General features: G+C 69.8%; 13 protein-coding genes. 10 read left to right on the top strand and 3 right to left on the bottom strand.

The window, feature by feature from the left end:
- Positions 1-119: 119 nt before the first annotated feature.
- The 10 genes from BKE41_RS26495 to BKE41_RS26450 all read left to right on the top strand — a co-directional run bounded on the left by BKE41_RS26495 (position 120) and on the right by BKE41_RS26450 (position 10,288).
- A complete protein-coding gene (locus BKE41_RS26495) occupies positions 120-809 on the top strand; it encodes a cytochrome b/b6 domain-containing protein (RefSeq protein WP_071000356.1) in 690 nt (229 codons plus the stop codon).
- Positions 806-1,579, top strand: coding sequence for a molybdopterin-dependent oxidoreductase (locus tag BKE41_RS26490; protein WP_071000355.1), 774 nt, complete (start codon positions 806-808; stop codon positions 1,577-1,579). Before BKE41_RS26495 ends, BKE41_RS26490 begins: the two co-directional genes overlap by 4 nt.
- Before the next feature lie 119 nt (positions 1,580-1,698).
- On the top strand, positions 1,699-2,106 hold the full coding sequence (locus tag BKE41_RS26485) for a hypothetical protein (RefSeq protein ID WP_245295846.1): 408 nt from the start codon (positions 1,699-1,701) through the stop codon (positions 2,104-2,106).
- Between the two features lie 34 nt (positions 2,107-2,140).
- Positions 2,141-2,860 (top strand): DUF2064 domain-containing protein, encoded by a 720-nt coding sequence (locus BKE41_RS26480; protein ID WP_071000353.1) that lies wholly within the window; start codon positions 2,141-2,143, stop codon positions 2,858-2,860.
- A complete protein-coding gene (locus BKE41_RS26475; RefSeq protein ID WP_071000352.1) occupies positions 2,857-4,215 on the top strand; it encodes a glycosyltransferase 87 family protein in 1,359 nt (452 codons plus the stop codon). The genes BKE41_RS26480 and BKE41_RS26475 overlap by 4 nt, the downstream gene beginning before the upstream one ends.
- Positions 4,212-5,264: a radical SAM protein gene (locus BKE41_RS26470; RefSeq protein WP_071000351.1), complete on the top strand. Its 1,053-nt coding sequence runs from the start codon at positions 4,212-4,214 to the stop codon at positions 5,262-5,264. The genes BKE41_RS26475 and BKE41_RS26470 overlap by 4 nt, the downstream gene beginning before the upstream one ends.
- Before the next feature lie 3 nt (positions 5,265-5,267).
- Entirely contained in the window at positions 5,268-5,966 is a 699-nt protein-coding gene (locus BKE41_RS26465; protein WP_071000350.1) for a glycosyltransferase family 2 protein, read from the top strand.
- A gap of 8 nt (positions 5,967-5,974) precedes the next feature.
- Positions 5,975-7,201, top strand: coding sequence for a pyridoxal phosphate-dependent aminotransferase (locus BKE41_RS26460; protein ID WP_083374443.1), 1,227 nt, complete (start codon positions 5,975-5,977; stop codon positions 7,199-7,201).
- Positions 7,198-9,366 carry a hypothetical protein gene (locus BKE41_RS32310; protein ID WP_245295845.1) on the top strand — a complete coding sequence of 723 codons (2,169 nt, stop codon included), beginning with the start codon at positions 7,198-7,200 and terminating at the stop codon, positions 9,364-9,366. Before BKE41_RS26460 ends, BKE41_RS32310 begins: the two co-directional genes overlap by 4 nt.
- Before the next feature lie 433 nt (positions 9,367-9,799).
- Complete coding sequence (locus BKE41_RS26450; protein ID WP_071000348.1) at positions 9,800-10,288, top strand: MucR family transcriptional regulator; 489 nt, start codon at positions 9,800-9,802, stop codon at positions 10,286-10,288.
- Between the two features lie 474 nt (positions 10,289-10,762).
- Here the strand turns inward: BKE41_RS26450 and BKE41_RS26445 are convergent, their stop codons facing one another.
- The 3 genes from BKE41_RS26445 to BKE41_RS26435 form a co-directional block, all read right to left on the bottom strand.
- Positions 10,763-11,413, bottom strand: a complete 651-nt coding sequence (locus tag BKE41_RS26445) for a DUF892 family protein (RefSeq protein ID WP_083374442.1) — start codon at positions 11,411-11,413, stop codon at positions 10,763-10,765.
- 563 nt (positions 11,414-11,976) lie between these two features.
- Positions 11,977-13,158, bottom strand: coding sequence for an HlyD family secretion protein (locus BKE41_RS26440; RefSeq protein WP_083374441.1), 1,182 nt, complete (start codon positions 13,156-13,158; stop codon positions 11,977-11,979).
- A gap of 7 nt (positions 13,159-13,165) precedes the next feature.
- On the bottom strand, positions 13,166-14,707 hold the full coding sequence (locus BKE41_RS26435) for an MFS transporter (RefSeq protein ID WP_071000346.1): 1,542 nt from the start codon (positions 14,705-14,707) through the stop codon (positions 13,166-13,168).
- Positions 14,708-14,791 lie beyond the last annotated feature (84 nt).

Genomic DNA, 14,791 nt, shown 5'->3' with positions numbered 1-14,791 from the left:
TCGGGCGGCAAACAGAATCAAAGGATAGTTCGCTCGATGTATCGTTACACCGCTACGGCGTCAGCTCGTCGCTCGCGCGACGGTCGGCCGTCCGAACCGCATACGCGCGAGCGCCGGTGATGTCCTCGATTAAGGGCCCACTGGTGGGCGCAATCCCGGATGCCGTCGCCGCGTCGCGCCGGCTCCATCCCTGGCCGGTGCGGGTGATGCACTGGACGAACGCCGTGGCGATGGTGGTGCTGATCGGCTCCGGCTGGGGCATCTACGACGATTCCGTCATCGTGCACGGCCTCTACTTTCCCAAGGCGATCCGGCTCGGGTCCTGGGCGGCCGAGAGCCTGCTCTGGCATTTCGCCGCCATGTGGCTGCTGGTTGCGAACGGCGGCGCCTATCTCGTCTACGGCGTCGCGACCGGGCGCCTGCGCGAGCGGCTCCTGCCGATCCGTCCGCGCGACGTGGTGCAGACCCTCCGCGACACGCTGCGGCTCAAGCTCGCCCACGACGACCTGACGACCTACAACGCCGTCCAGAAGATCCTCTACATCGTCGCCATCCTGGCCGGCATCAGCCAGGTCGTCAGCGGGCTGGCCATCTGGAAGCCGGTGCAGTTCTCCGGCCTCGTCGCGCTGCTGGGCGGCTTCCAGGGCGCGCGCTTCGTCCACTTTGCCGGCATGACGGTGCTGGCCGGCTTCATCGCCATCCACGTCGTGCTCGCCCTGCTCGTGCCGCGCACGCTGTGGGCGATGCTGACCGGCGGCCCCGTCCGCCGCCCGGCCCTCGCGGCCGCGGCGCGGGAGGCGACGCGATGAGGTCGCCCTTCCGTCCCCTCAAGGTGCCAGATCCCGGCATCCTCGACGATCACCGGCCGCTGGTCCGGCGGATCGAGCGGCGCGGCCTCCTGCGGGGCGGTCTGTCGCTGGGCGCGCTCACGATGCTCACCGGCTGCGACGTGACCGACACGACCGCGGTCGGCCGGGCGCTCCGCGCCGTCTCGGACTTCAACGACGGCGTGCAGGCCGCCCTGTTCGATCCCCGGAAGCTCGCGCCCGAATACCCCGCCTCTCAGGTGCTGAAGCCGCCGCGATTCAACGCTTATTACGACGTCGAGGACGTGAAGCCGGTCGACGGAGAAGCGTGGCGGCTCGAACTCGCCGGCCTGATTTCCGACAAGCGCCCCTGGACGCGCCGCCAGATCGCGGAACTTCCCGAGCGCGAGATCATCATCCGCCACGTCTGCGTGGAGGGCTGGGACTACATCGGGCAGTGGTCGGGCGTGCCGCTCCGCGCCTTCCTGGAGCGCGTCGGCGCCGACCTCACCGCCAGGTACGTCGCCTTCAAGACGGCGGACGACTACCCGAGCAGCATCGACATGGCCAGCGCGCTGCACCCCCAGACGCTGCTCGCCACCCGCTACGCCGGCCAGGACCTGCCGGACCCGTACGGCTATCCGCTGCGCCTGCGCACCGCGGTCAAGCTCGGCTTCAAGAACCCGAAGTGGATCACCGCCATCGAGGTCACCAACACCTATCCCGGCGGCTACTGGGAGAGCCGCGGTTTCAGCTGGTTCGCCGGCCTGTGAGCGCCCACGCGATCCGAAGCGCTCTCGGCGCCGTCCTTCTGACGCTGGCTACCGCCGGGCCGGGGCGGGCGCAGACGGCCGGCCCCTCGCCGGCCCCCGAGCACATGCCGAAGCCCGGCATGACCGCCCCCGAGATGGCCGGTCGCGCGGCCAGCCGGTTTCCGCAGCCGGTACGCGCCGGCGACCTCGCTGGTCGCTTCCTGCTCCAGCCGGAGGAATCCCAACCCGTCCTCGGGCGCGTCACGGGCCTCGTCCGCCGGGGGGACGGCGCCGTCGCTGTGCTCGTGCGCCTCGACGGTGCGCTGGGGCTGACGTGGCTCGGCCTGCAGCCGATCGCCTGGAGCGGGACCGGATCCCGGCTCGTGGCTGTGCCGGTCGAGGCGGTGGCGCTGCTCGGCGAGTACGTCGCCCTCATCGGTCTGACGCCGGAGCGCCTGCGCGCGCTGCCGACCTACACGCCCGGCTCGGCCACCGAAATCCCACCGGACGAGACGCTCCGCATCGGGATCGTCCGCCCCTTCCACTGATCACGCAGGAGGCTCGGAAATGGCACGAGGACCGATGTCCGGACCGGCCGCGACCTGCGCGATCGGCGTCATGGCCAAGGCTCCGCGGAGCGGCCGCTCCAAGACGCGGCTGTGCCCGCCGCTGACCCCCGACCAGGCCGCGACCCTGAGCGCCGCCTTCCTGCGCGACACGACCGCCAACATCTTGGAGGCGGCGCGCGCCGCGCCGATCGCCGCCTACGCGGCCTACGCGCCGCATGGCGCCGAGACCTCGGTGGTCCCGCATCTGGCCGTCGGAACGCACCTCGTCCTGGCGGATGGCAGCACGCCGGTCCCGGCGTCGGTCGAAGGCTTCGGCCGCTGCCTGCTGCAGGCCGTCGAGGCCATGCTGGCGCACGGCCACGCAGCCGCCTGCGTGCTCAGCTCCGACATCCCGACCCTGCCGACGCACGTCCTGGTCGCGGCAGCCCGGATCCTGCTCGCGCCGGGCGAGAGGGGGGTGCTCGGCGCCTGCGACGACGGCGGCTACTACATCCTCGGCCTCAAGCAGACCCATGCCCGCCTGTTCGCCGAGATCGCCTGGAGCACCGACACCGTCGCCGCCGCGACACGCGCCCGGGCGCGCGAGATCGGCCTCGAGCTCGTCGAGCTGGAGCCCTGGTACGACGTCGACGACGCGGTCTCGCTCGCCCGGCTCTGCGCCGAGTCCGCCGGCTACGCGGCACCGGCGACGCGCGCGGTCCTGGCGCGGCTGTCGGAGCCCGTTCCGGCATGACCCGGCTCCTCGCCAGCCCCGCGCGCCGGCTCGGGGCGCTCGGCCTCCTGCTGCTGGCCGTCACTGTCGGCGCGCTCGCGGTCCACGTGCCGGGGGCGGACACCGTCGGCTCGGTGGCCCGCGCCAACGTCTTCGTCGGCGTGGTCGCGGTCGGCCTCGCGGTCTACCTCCTCGCCGTCCGCCTGGTGCTGCGGGAGCACCTGCCGCGCACGGCCGTGTGGATGATCCTCGGCATCGCCGTGCTGATGCGGGCCGTGCTGCTGCCGGCCCCGCCGTTCCTGTCGAGCGACATCTACCGCTACGTCTGGGACGGGCAGGTCCAGGCCGCCGGGATCAACCCCTACCGCTACATCCCGGCCGATCCGGCACTCGAACAGTTGCGCGATCCGGCGGTCTACCCGCTGATCAACCGGAAGGATTACGCTCGCACGATCTACCCGCCCGCGGCGCAGATGGTCTTCGCCGCGGTGGGCCAGGTCTCGCACGGCGTCACCGCGATGAAACTCGCGATGCTGGGCTTCGAGGCCCTGGGCGTGCTGGCGATGCTCGCGATCCTGCACGGCGCCGGCCTGCCGTCGGTCCGCATCCTGATCTACGCCTGGAACCCGCTCGCGCTGTGGTCCTTCGCCTGCGACGGGCACGTCGACGCCGTGGCGATCGGCCTCCTCGGCCTCGCGCTGCTCGCCCGCACCCGCCGTCGGTACGGGCTCGCGGGCGCGGTGCTCGGCGTGGCGACGCTGGTGAAGCTGCTGCCCGTCGCGGTGGCGCCCGCCTTCGTGCGCGGTGGCCGGCTGTGGCGGCCGATGCTCCTCGGGGCGGCCGTGATCGCGGTCCTCTACCTGCCCTATCTCGGCGCCGGCGCGAACGTGCTCGGCTTCGCCGGGGGCTACGGGGCCGAGGAGGGGTACGAGACCGGCGCGGGCTACTGGCTGCTCGCCGGACTCGGCCACCTGGGACTTAGCCCCCCGGGCCTGCTGCGAACCTATATGGTCTGCGCCGGCCTGACGCTCGCCGCGCTCGCGCTCCGGATCGCCTTCGGCCGGGACCGGGCACCCGCGCCCGACGCGGTCGCGCTGTGCCGCGATGCCGGGCTCCTCGCCGCCCTCACCACCTGCGCGGCGAGCCCGCACTACGCTTGGTACTACCCCTGGCTGGCGCTGCCCGCGGTGGTCGCGCCGGCCCCGGTCCTGATCTGGCTCGGCGCGGCGCCGATCCTGTTCCTGATCGATCCGTTCAACGACCGCTTCCTCTGGCCGTCGCTGGTCTTCGTCCCGGCCCTCGTCCTGGCCGCCCGCGCGCTGTGGCAGGCCCGCACCACACCCCTCGCCGCCCTTCCGGAAGGAACCGCCCGATGACGGCCTCAGCCGCCCTGAAGGATCCGCGCCGCTACTTCGAGGCGGTCGGCGCCGACCGCGCCTCCGAGGCCGTGGCGCCGCCGGTCTGCCTCTATCTGGAGGTCACGAACCGCTGCAACCTGCTGTGCGAGACCTGCCCGCGCACCTTCGAGACCCTGGAGCCCCCGGCCGACATGAGCTGGGATCTGTTCACGCGGATCGTCGACCAGGTGCCGAACGTCGCCCGGGTCGTGCTCCACGGGGTCGGCGAGCCGATGCTGGTCGAGGACCTGCCGCGGATGGTCCGCTACCTCAAGGATCGCGGCACCTACGTCCTGTTCAACACCAACGGCACCCTGATGCAGCCGAAGCGCTTCCGGGAGCTGATCGACACCGGTCTCGACGAGTTGCGCGTGTCCCTCGACGCCGCCGACCGGGCCTCTTACCGCAGGGTGCGGGGCAAGGACTTCTTCGACCGCATCGTGCGCGACGTCGGCAGGTTCGTCGCGTTCCAGAAGGCGGCCGGCGCCACGACGCCCCGGGTGTCACTTTGGCTGACGGGCCTCAAGGAGACCGTGGACCAGCTCCCGGCCTTCGTGCGGCTCGCCGCCGAGATGGGCGTGACCGAGGTGCACCTGCAGCGCCTCGTCTTCGACGAGGCCGGGTACGGCATGGCCCGCGCCGACCTGTCGCTGTTCGAGAGCACGCAGGCCGAGGAGACCGCGGCCATCGAGGCGGCGCAGACGCTCGGCCGGGAACTCGGTGTTACGCTCGACGCCTCGGGTGCGACAGAGCCCGGGATCAGCCTGAAGCGGCAGGAGGACCGCGCCTGGGCCACCTGTCGGCGACCCTGGTCCTTGATGTACTTCACCGCCCACGGACGGGCACTGCCCTGCTGCATCGCGCCGTTCTCGGTGCGCGGCTATTCCAACTACACGCTGGGCGACGCGACGCAGGCCACGCTCCGGGAGATCTGGAACGGCCCGGCCTATCGCGACTTCCGCACGTCGCTCCTCTCCGACGCGCCGCCCGCCCCGTGCCGGAACTGCGGCTTGCGCTGGAGTCTCTGAGTGATGCATCCGGTCAGCATCGTCATTCCGACCCTGAACGAGGCCGAGGCGATCGGCGCGGTGATCCGCGAGATCCCGCCGGCCTACGCGGCCGACATCATCGTCGCCGACAGCGGCTCGACCGACGGGACTCAGGACAGCGCCCGGGCCGCGGGCGCCCGGGTGATCAAGGCCGGACGCGGCTACGGCCGGGCCTGCGCGCTCGGGGCGGCCGCGGCCGCCCCGGCCTCGCGCGTGATCGTCTACCTCGACGGCGACGGCGCGGACCGCGGTGACCTGATCGACCGGATCGCCGGGCCCGTGCTCGCCGGCAGCCATGACCTCGTCCTCGCCTCGCGCACGCTGGGCAGGCGCGAGCCCGGATCGATGCTCTGGCACCAGGTGCTCGCCGGCCGCCTCGCCGGCTTTGGCATCGGCCTGCGCTACGGCGTCCGCTACACCGACATGTGCGCCTTCCGCGCCATCGACCGCGCCACGCTGCGGGCCCTCGACCTGCGCGAGCTGACCTACGGCTGGAACATCGAGATGCAGATGCAGGCCGCGCGAGCCGGCTTGCGCATCCGCGAGGTGCCGATGCCCTACCGGTGCCGGCTGGGCGGATCCTCGAAGGTCGCGGGCTCGCTCGGCGGGACGCTGCGGGCAGCGACGCGGATCGGCGCGACGTACCTGCGCGTGGCGGCCGGGCCGGTGCGCGGAGCGTGAGGCCGGCCATGACCCTCCAGGATGACGCTGCACCGGGTCCGCGGACCGGCAACCCGACGGAGGTCGCCGCCCCCGAGACGCGGCAGGATCGCGGGATCGCGCCCGCCGGGTCGTTCGCGTTGGCGGCGTATCTGGAACGTTGGTCGGCCTGCGCGCATCCCGACCTCGCCGCCTCGGACTCGGAGCCGCTTCCGCTCGCCGCCTTGCTGCGCCTTGCCGGCCCGGAGGATCGGCTGCGCTGGCGCAGGGCCGACCTCGGCTACGCCGACCCGCGCGGCGCCTCCTGGCTGCGCGCCACCGTCTCCGCCCGCTACCACCGGCTCGAGGCGGACGACGTTCTGATCAGTGCGGGGGCGCAGGAAGCGGTCGCTTGCGTTCTGCGCGCGCTGCTCGGTCCGGACGACCATGCGCTGGTTGTGGTGCCGATCTATCAACCTTCGGAGCTGGCCGTCACCTGTCTCTGCGCCGCCGACGGCATCCCCCTCGATCCCGGCCGGGCCTGGGGTCTCGACCTCGAGCGCCTCGCGGCGGCCATTCGGCCGAATACGCGGCTGGTGCTGATGAACTTCCCCAACAGCCCGACCGGCGCGACATTGGACCGGGCGACGCTGGAGGGCCTCGTCGCCCTCTGCCGTCGGCACGGGCTGTGGCTCGTCAACGACGAGGTTTACCGCCAGACGGAGGTCGAGCCCGAGCGCGCCGTTCCGCCGGTCGTCGACCTGTACGAGCGCGGCATCTCCATCAACGGTCTGTCGAAGGGCTTCGGGCTCCCCGGCCTGCGCGTCGGCTGGGCCGCCTGCCGCGACCGTAGGGCGCTCGACCGCGTCCTCGCGGCCAAGAGCCTGCTGTCGAGTTGCCTCGCCCGGCCGAGCGAGATCCTGGCGCAGGTCGCGCTGCGGGCCGAGCCGCGCCTGACCGAGCGCGCCCGCGCGATCGGGCGACGCAACCACCGCCGGCTGCGTACGCTTCTCGACCGCCTTCCGGAACTGTTCGAGCCGGACGAGCCGAGGAATCTCGCCTTCGCCTTCCCGCGTTTCCACGGGGCGGAAGGCGCGACCGCATTCGCGCGGGTGGTCGCCTCCGAGGCTCGCCTGCTGGTGTTGCCTTCCGACTTGTGGCGGTCGTCGCTGGCGACGGTCCCCGTGGACCGCTTGCGCCTCGGCCTCGGCCGACGCGGCAGCGGCGCTGCGCTCGGGATCCTTGAGCATCACCTGCTCGGGCGCAGCCGCCGATGAGCGCCGGCCTGGAGCGTGGCCTCGGCGCCCCTACGCCAGTCGGTTATGCCAAGTCGATCCCGCGCGGGATGTGGCGAGCGGCGAGACGTCTCGTGCGCGTGGTCGGGGCCGGGATAGCAGCCGTCGCGTTCCTCGCCTTCGGTATCCTGTTCCTGAACTACGGCGTGCTCTCGACGCCTCAGGACCGCGCCTACCGTGACCTCGATCCCGCCGTCCCGGAATGCCGCGAGGGTCTCAAGACCGGTTGGGCCGTCCTCAGCGAGGTCGGCCGCGGCGTCCCGCAGTCGTCCATGCTCGATGGCGACGGCTGGCGCGATCCCACCAACGACGAGAACGCGCTACGCGCCGATCCGCTCTGGCGGACGCGGCTGCGGTGCGCCCTCCAGCGGCACGTCGTTCCGTCGATGCGCGGCGAACGACCGCTGGAGTACACGCTCGGCTTCCTGGAATTCAAGGAGGACGGCGAACCCTACGCCCTCGTGTCGCGCTCCGGCGGCAACGACGTCGCCATCGACAGCGCCATGCTCCGTCACGCGATGGAGAGTGGGCTGCACGACAGCGGCGCGCAGGCGACGCGGCTCAAGCCGGTCATCACGCAGCTGGATGCCCTGGTCCAACACCTCGCCACGGGCCGTCACTACGTCATCGCCTTCGTCCATGGCTGGCGCCACGATGCCCGAATCGGCGATGCCAACGTCGCGGACCTGCGCTTCTACGCCGCGCACGCGGCCCGCTTCCTGCGCGACCGTTGCCGGAGCGACCCGAACGCATGCGAAGCCGAGGTCACGGCGATCTACGTCGGCTGGCGCGGCGCCCGCGTCGACGAGCGCGGCCTGCGCGACAGGTTCGGGACGTCGCTCGGTGGCTTCTTCGGCGACCTCTCCGCGGCGGCGACGCTGTTCGACCGCAAGCCCGTGAGCGAGGCGGTCGCCCCGGCCGCGATCTCCGCGTTGCGCACCGTCGAGAAGACGCTGAGACGGCCGGCGCCTGACGGGACCGATCGGCGCAACAGGCTCGTGGTGGCCGGCCACAGCCTCGGCGGCAACATGCTCGCCGCCGGCTTGCGGGACGACCTGCTGAAGGCGGTGAGGCGCCATCGCTTCGGCGAGGCGTTGCCGCCGGTGCTGGGCGATCTCGTGGTTCTCATCAACCCGGCCGCCGAGGCGAGCAAGTGGACGGCGGTCCAGCGCGCGGTCTGGGAACGCGTCGCGACCGCAGCCGACTTGGGCGCCACGCCCGAGGAGGTGGCGCGCGACGGCGGCCTGTTCCCGATCGGCCAGCGCCCGGTGATGGTCTCGGTGACCGCGGCGCTCGCCTTCCCGGCGGGCGGGCTGCGGCCGGGCGACTGCGCCTGGGTCAACCTGGACGTCGAAGACGGATTCAAGGAGGCGCGGGCGCGCATCCGGCAGCGGCTCGCCGGCACTGATGCGATGTTTGATGCCGGCGTGGACTACGACTGGGCGACCCACGACCTGTTCCCGGCCTTCAAGTTCGACTTCAGGCCCGCCGCGGGCTTTCTCGAACGAGCCGCAGCGCGCTTCGAGCGCAGGTCACCGCGCGGCATGAGCTGCGCGGCCCCACGGGAGCCCGATCCCGTCGACGCGATCCTGACGGCACCCTTGCGTGGCCTGTCGCTCGTCGCCGCGACATTCCCGTTCCAGGTCAGCCTGCCGGAGGAGTCGCATACGATCGGCAACCTCGATCCGCCGCGGCCGGCCGCCGGGGTGCTCGCGGACGCGCAGCCCTCCGGCGCTCCCTTCGGCACGACGCACGAGATGCTGGGCCTGACCGCCAGCGGTAGCGAGCGCCATCACGCCTACGGGACCTTGGCGGACGCCGACATTACATGCCCGCGGACGACCGGTTGGCTGAGGCGGGCCCGACAGCGGCGCGCGGCGCAGCAGGGGCTCGGGTGGGACAGCCAGGATTTGGGTCCGCCGGAATCCGGGGGCGAGGGCCAGGACGCACCCGCGGTGCGGTTTCAGCATGGGCTGCCTTTGACTGGCATAGCCCCGATCACGCTGGGCAACGACCCGTTCTGGAACGTCCGCGCGTTCGACAACGCTCTGTCGCGCCACGACGGCTACCGGCTGTCCTCGTTCATCTGCGCGCTGAACCAGTTGGTGATGGACGACATCGTGGGCGGAGGATCGCGCACGCGATGACCCATCGCGGCCACGCGATACATGGCGGTGCAACCCCGGCGGCACCTAGATCGCCACGGGCCTGCCGCGGACATGGGAAGCCACGGTTTCCCTCGAACGCGCCCGAGTTCCTGCCGGCGATCAAGGCGGTCGGTGCCCGGGATTGGGCGGCCGCCAGGCCCGCCGCCGCCGCGGATCCCCGGGACTGCCGAATGCAATGGTCCGGGCCCGGCGGCCGTGTCGCCTTCCTCGCTCACCGATGATTCATCGCCACACGCCATACAAGGCGCATGACATCATAGATATCAATCGATGACTTGAGCCATCCATGAATATAATCTTAAATATCCATAACATTCGTTTGCATATATAAAGGATTTTTACGGTCAGAACTTGTGATTCGCAGTTCTTCAGCGCAAATCGCGCCCGAGGGCGCATATCAGGAACGCACGAAGTGTCTGAAAAATACGATTCGAATTTCACCGTGTTGGCCAGCAAGATCGTTGCCGCCTATGTCTCCCACAACCCTGTTCCGGCTTCGGAGATTGCAGGTCTCATCCAGGGCGTGCACAGGGCGGTCGCCAACCTGGCCGCCGGCGGCGAGCCCGCCGTGGATACGTCGGCTGCCGGGGTCAGGAAGGCTAGCGCGACCCAGATCCGCAAGTCCGTCCAACCCAGCGGCATCGTGAGCTTCATCGACGGCAGAACCTACAAGACGCTCAAGCGCCACCTGAGCGCCAATGGACTCGACCCGCGCAGCTACCGGGAGCGCTTCGGGCTCCCGATGGATTATCCCATGGTCGCCCCCGGCTACGCCGAGCAGCGCTCGGCGCTCGCCAAGGCCATCGGCCTGGGCCGACCGAGCGCGATGGCGTACAGGGCCACGACGGACCACGGCGGCACCGCTCGATGGGGCCATGACACCGGTGGTACGCATCGCTGACGACCCGACCCCGCGCGCCACGGGCCGCGGGGACCTGGGACCGGGCGGGTGTCACGACGGCTCGGCCGGCTTTCCGCGGCGTGCCTTGCCGCGTGCGCGACGTGAGTTGAGCGTCGCCTGCCATTCCGAGACCCTTCCGGCGAGTTGGTCGGTCCCGTCCCGGCCTGCGACCGGACCGCACCGAGGCCGACGGGTATGGCGGCTGCCGAGGCAGGCGGGCTGAGCCTTCGGGGCATCCGCTCGGATCGGCACGCCTGTAAGCCGCGGAGACCATATGAAGCCGCGTCGCTCGAATGCGCCCGCAAAGCGAGGCCGAGTTGCACTTGCCGCGCCTCTGCCGAGCGGTTTCGGACCTGGTTGGCCCCCGCGCCCGATGCATCCGTCGGGTCGGACAGGTCAGGGTTGGACCTGTCCCGTGCCCGCCAGCAGGGCCACCGCCCGGGCGCTCGGCCACGCCATCCAGCGCCACAACAATCAACGGGCTTTCGATTGTCCGGCGTCGATGAGCGCGATCGCAGCCACGACGCCGCCGAGCGTCAATCCGGCCGTCAGGGCAGGATGCATGGCCGCGGTGGTGACGAGAGCACTCTCCCCCGGATATTGGGTCGAGGCGCGGCGTGCCAGTAGGTGATCGTAGAGCCGCGTGAACGCGCGGTCGATCGAACGCGTCTCGGACAGCGTACGCTCGAGGAGTTTGGCCGCCTTGGCGTGTCCGAGCGCTCGCGCGGTGCTGCGCAGCGCGCCGTATCTGGCGATGTAGAAATGCGCCGCCACCTGGCCGTACTCGATGATGACGAGATCACGCTCCTCGGCGCCCGTGTGTTCCGACATCTGCGATTGGTTGAGGTCACAGATGCCCTGCATGGCGTCATCGTTTCGCGGCCGGGATTCGGCGCCGACCAGCGCGAGGACCTGCTCCAGCCGCTCCAGCTGAACGAGGTTTTGCCTCGCGCCCGTCTGCAACATCTGCTTCAGCTTGGGCAGCGTGGCGCACTCGTCGTTGCGCCTTGCCTGCGCCGCGCCTTGCCGGTGCGCCCCGAGGAGCAGGTGCAATCCATCCTCGAAAAGGTGTCGCTTCGCCGACATCGCATTATTCCTCATACGTTTGATCCGGGATTGGATCATGGCTTCGATCCGGCTCCTTACCGGCCGGACCTACGAGTTCATTTCGCGATCAGTTTCTTCTGAATTTCGAAGGAATTTGCTCCGAAGAGCAAAATACATCCACGATATCGAGAGAAAAACTGGCTCATTTGATCAGATTGGCATTCGAGGTCCTCGGTATACTGCAGAACATCTTGGACTCTGTGCCGATACCGTCCAGAGCGGGGACGGTCGCCGACCCGTTGCGCGTCAAGGCGCCCGCTCGGTCGATTTCTTGATCCACGCAATCATCCCTGCTGAGGAGGCATCGTCGATCGGAGGTCATTCGCCGCGCGACACCGACGGCCGACACGCTCGCCGCATGAGCCAGGATTGTAACGGCGTATATCTCAAGATGTTCCCGCCGAGGAAAGGCCCAAGAATTACCGCTCGATTATATCAGATATTAGTTGTCGGCCACGATATCCTGTCGAGCTGGTCTGGTGACTTGCAGGAGGCCCTAGGCTGGAACACGGCGACACCGATCGCCCGGATCGGGTCGCCATGGGTGTGCGCTGTCCCCGCGCCGGGATTCGGAACGGGATCTAGGGTTGCGGTGTCAGGCTGGCCGTCTTGGCCTGCGCCGCCTCCCGATGCTGGCCGACGACATCGGCGAGCTTCGTCTCGATCGTCGTTTCCACCGACAGTCCGACACGCAACAGGCTCGCCAGGGGTTGGTCGGGATCTATCACGATCTCCACGGGCAGCCGTTGGACGATCTTCGTGAAGTTGCCGGTCGCGTTGTCCGGCTGGATCGTCGCGAACGTGGCGCCCGTGGCGGCAGGGACGCCGACGACCGTGCCTTCCAAGTCGATGTCATAGGCGTCCACGTGGATCCGCGCGTGCTGCCCAGGCTGCACGTGCCTCAGCTCGACCTCGCGGTAGTTCGCCTCGACGTAGACCTCCGACAGCGGAACCACGGCCATCAGGCCCATGCCGGAGTTCACGTAGTTCCCCACTTGGACGCCCCGTTGAGCGACCATTCCGTTCACGGGTGCCACGATCTTCGTGTAGGAGAGGTTGAGGCGCGCCTGCTCGAGCTGTGCCTCGCTGCCCCGGACATTGGCCGTCGCGGACATCTTCTGCGCCTGCAGGACCTTCAACTGCTCCTGCGCGGCCAAGAGAGCGGCCTTCGCGCCGTCGAGCCCAGCCTTGCTTTGCTTCAAGGCGCTGTCGGCCTGCTGTTGGGTCTTGATGGTGCCGGATCCGGTCGTGGCGAGATACTCGTAACGCTTGGCGTCGGCTTGCGAGAACGATAGCTGCGCCTCCGCCGTCGCGACCTGCGCCTTCGCCTGTTCGATGAGCGCCCCCTGCCGGGCGAGGGACGCCTCCGCGTTCTCCACCATCGCGCGGTCGCGGGCGAGGTTCGCTTCGGCGGAGGTGACCGCAGCGCGATAATCGCGATCGTCCAATTCGACCAGCACTTGGCCGACCTTCACGACGTCGTTGTTGCGGACGCGCACCTCGGCGACCTGACCGGGGACGCGTGGCGCGATGGCGGCGTAATGCACGCGCACGTAGGCGTTGTCGGTCCGGACGTCCGGGTGGGGCGCCAGTATGTGCCAGGCGACGCCTCCGCCGAATCCCGCGACGACGAGGGTCGCGAGGATCCAGGGCCAGATCCGCCGGTGCAGGGCCCGCTTGCGGGCCGGCTCAGGGGTCGTGGGTTGCGTGGCCGCCTCGTTTGAGGCCGTCGGCGGGGACGGCAGGGTCGCGGTGGTGGACATGGGCGCCTCAATGCTTCGCGAAGAGGATGCGCGGCGGGTATGTGCGAACCGGGAGCAGCAGGACGAGCAGCGCGAGGAGGAGACCGAAGGAGGAGAGGATGAGGAACGTGTCGGCGGCCGTCAGCACGTCGGCTTGCGTCTTGACCGCTTGCGCGATGCGGACCGCCCCGGCCCCCGTTCCGTCCGGCGAGATCGGGACGGCGTTTCCGGGCAGGAAGCCGTGGGCGAGCTCGGGCCGGAAGCGCATCTGCCCGAGTTGGTCGACCAGACGCTCGGAATGGAGCCCGCCCCGGAATCGGTCGATCAGTTCGAGAATGCAGGTTCCCACCGGCGCTGCGAGGCTTCGGGTGGTGTTGATCAGGGCCGAGGCGAACGGACCTTCCGCGGGTCCCTGGACCGCGTTGGTGGCGATCATCAACAGCGGCAGGACGACCATCGGCTGGCCGATCATCTGCAGCGATTGCCAGACGTAGAACTGCTCCCGATTCCAGGAGGCGTCGACGAGCGCGGAACCGAGGCAGGCCGTCACGATCAGCGTCAGGCCGCACAGCGTCACGGCGCGGGCGTCGGCCCATTCCCGGTCCAGCAGGACGGCCACGGCGGGCAGCATCAGGAACTGGCCGAGGGCGATGAGGAGGGTGATCCAATGCCCCTGCAGCGCACGGTAGCCTTGGATGCTCGCGAGATAGGTCTGCGGCACCAGGCTGGCCGATAGACTGACGACCAGGAAGAGGAACAAGCCGACGACGCCGTAGGCGAAGTTCCGCCGCTTGAGCATCTGCAGCTTGAGCAGCGGCAGGGGGTGGTACCACTCGTTGACGGCGAGAAGCGGAAACGCGATCACGCACAGCATCGCCAAGATGCGGACCTCGTCGGAATTGAACCAATCTTGATGGTCGCCGTGGTACATCAGGGTCGTCAGCGAGCCCGCGCCGACGGCCAGGAGCAGGGCCCCGCGCCAGTCGAACTGCCGCAGCCGCTCGAGGCGGGGCGGGTCCTGCGGCAAGCCGTACGAGACCAGTACGCTCGCGACCGCACCGAGCGGCAACGCTTCGAGGAACACGAACCGCCAATCGACGAGGTCGGTCCAGAAGGCCGCGATCGAGCTGCTGACGTTCGGCGAGAACGTTGCGGTGAGGGCGTAGGCGGCCAGTCCGTAGAGGCGGATGGGCGGGGCGAGGACGCGCAGGGCGGTCGTCATCAGCAAGGGTATGGTGAACCCGCCGCCCAGGCCCTGGAGCGCGCGCAGACCCAGCATCATCGGCAGGTCCGGGACGAACGGGATGGCGAGCGTCACGGCGCAGGTGAACCAGACCGTGAACAGCGTGAATCGGCGCAGCGTGAACGTCACGGCGAGCCAGGGCGCGAGGGCCATGCCGAACGCGAGACCGGACGCATACACGCTCTCGATCCACAGCCCCGGATCGTGACTGATCCCCAGCGCGCCGCGCACGTCCGTGAGAGCCGTCGACATGACGAGTTCGTTGAACTCGGCATTGAGCGCCGCCACGAGCACGCCGAGCAGTCCAATCAAGGGCCTGAGAGTCATGGTCCAACTCCTCGACCGGCATGTGGAGCCCGACATAACATTCTTCAAATGAATTGATGTAATGTGGACATGCATGCAATGAAT

The sequence above is a fragment of the Methylobacterium sp. C1 genome (assembly GCF_001854385.1).
Lineage (GTDB): Bacteria > Pseudomonadota > Alphaproteobacteria > Rhizobiales > Beijerinckiaceae > Methylobacterium > Methylobacterium radiotolerans.
The sequence above is the reverse complement of the archived record's forward strand: the minus strand, read 5'-3'. Positions and strand labels throughout refer to the sequence as shown.

What these genes read in the sequence shown, in the direction of transcription:
- BKE41_RS26445 (WP_083374442.1), bottom strand. Translation starts at nt 11,413, where the DNA reads ATGATCCAATCCCGGATCAAACGTATGAGGAATAATGCGATGTCGGCG.
- BKE41_RS26460 (WP_083374443.1), top strand. Translation starts at nt 5,975, where the DNA reads ATGACCCTCCAGGATGACGCTGCACCGGGTCCGCGGACCGGCAACCCG.
- BKE41_RS32310 (WP_245295845.1), top strand. Translation starts at nt 7,198, where the DNA reads ATGAGCGCCGGCCTGGAGCGTGGCCTCGGCGCCCCTACGCCAGTCGGT.
- BKE41_RS26465 (WP_071000350.1), top strand. Translation starts at nt 5,268, where the DNA reads ATGCATCCGGTCAGCATCGTCATTCCGACCCTGAACGAGGCCGAGGCG.
- BKE41_RS26475 (WP_071000352.1), top strand. Translation starts at nt 2,857, where the DNA reads ATGACCCGGCTCCTCGCCAGCCCCGCGCGCCGGCTCGGGGCGCTCGGC.
- BKE41_RS26480 (WP_071000353.1), top strand. Translation starts at nt 2,141, where the DNA reads ATGTCCGGACCGGCCGCGACCTGCGCGATCGGCGTCATGGCCAAGGCT.
- BKE41_RS26435 (WP_071000346.1), bottom strand. Translation starts at nt 14,707, where the DNA reads ATGACTCTCAGGCCCTTGATTGGACTGCTCGGCGTGCTCGTGGCGGCG.
- BKE41_RS26495 (WP_071000356.1), top strand. Translation starts at nt 120, where the DNA reads ATGTCCTCGATTAAGGGCCCACTGGTGGGCGCAATCCCGGATGCCGTC.
- BKE41_RS26470 (WP_071000351.1), top strand. Translation starts at nt 4,212, where the DNA reads ATGACGGCCTCAGCCGCCCTGAAGGATCCGCGCCGCTACTTCGAGGCG.
- BKE41_RS26485 (WP_245295846.1), top strand. Translation starts at nt 1,699, where the DNA reads ATGACCGCCCCCGAGATGGCCGGTCGCGCGGCCAGCCGGTTTCCGCAG.
- BKE41_RS26490 (WP_071000355.1), top strand. Translation starts at nt 806, where the DNA reads ATGAGGTCGCCCTTCCGTCCCCTCAAGGTGCCAGATCCCGGCATCCTC.
- BKE41_RS26440 (WP_083374441.1), bottom strand. Translation starts at nt 13,158, where the DNA reads ATGTCCACCACCGCGACCCTGCCGTCCCCGCCGACGGCCTCAAACGAG.